Source organism: Salinimicrobium oceani, from assembly GCF_012037645.1.
This window is the reverse complement of record NZ_JAAVJR010001113.1, coordinates 1-358: the sequence shown is the minus strand read 5'-3', so window position 1 is coordinate 358 and position 358 is coordinate 1. Positions and strand designations below refer to the sequence as shown.

Annotated in this window: 1 protein-coding gene; it reads left to right on the top strand. The window is 48.9% G+C overall.

Translation table 11 applies throughout. The features are described 5' to 3' along the window. A partial coding sequence (locus HC175_RS21035) for a TolC family protein (protein ID WP_168139917.1) occupies positions 1–358 on the top strand: 358 nt, incomplete at both ends.

Here is a 358-nt window from a genome sequence, read left to right as displayed (position 1 = left end):
AAACAGCCAGTTTGGAAGCTTCCTGGATGGAGCTACTACTCAGTATGATCTTACCGCAAACCTCTCATGGGAAGCTGATATATGGGGAAGGATAAGAAGCAATGAAAGGGCACAAAGAGCGGCATACCTGCAAACAGCAGCTGCACACCAGGCTGTGAAGACCCGTTTGGTTGCCAATGTGGCCAACCTGTATTATCAACTTTTGGCTTTAGATGAACAACTGGAAATTACCCGCGAAACGGTGGTGAACAGGATGAATAGCCTGGAAACCATGAGAGCTCTTAAAGAAGCAGGGAACGTGACCGAGGTGGGCGTAAAGCAAACTGAAGCTCAGCTATACCGGGCGCAGGCTGTTGAA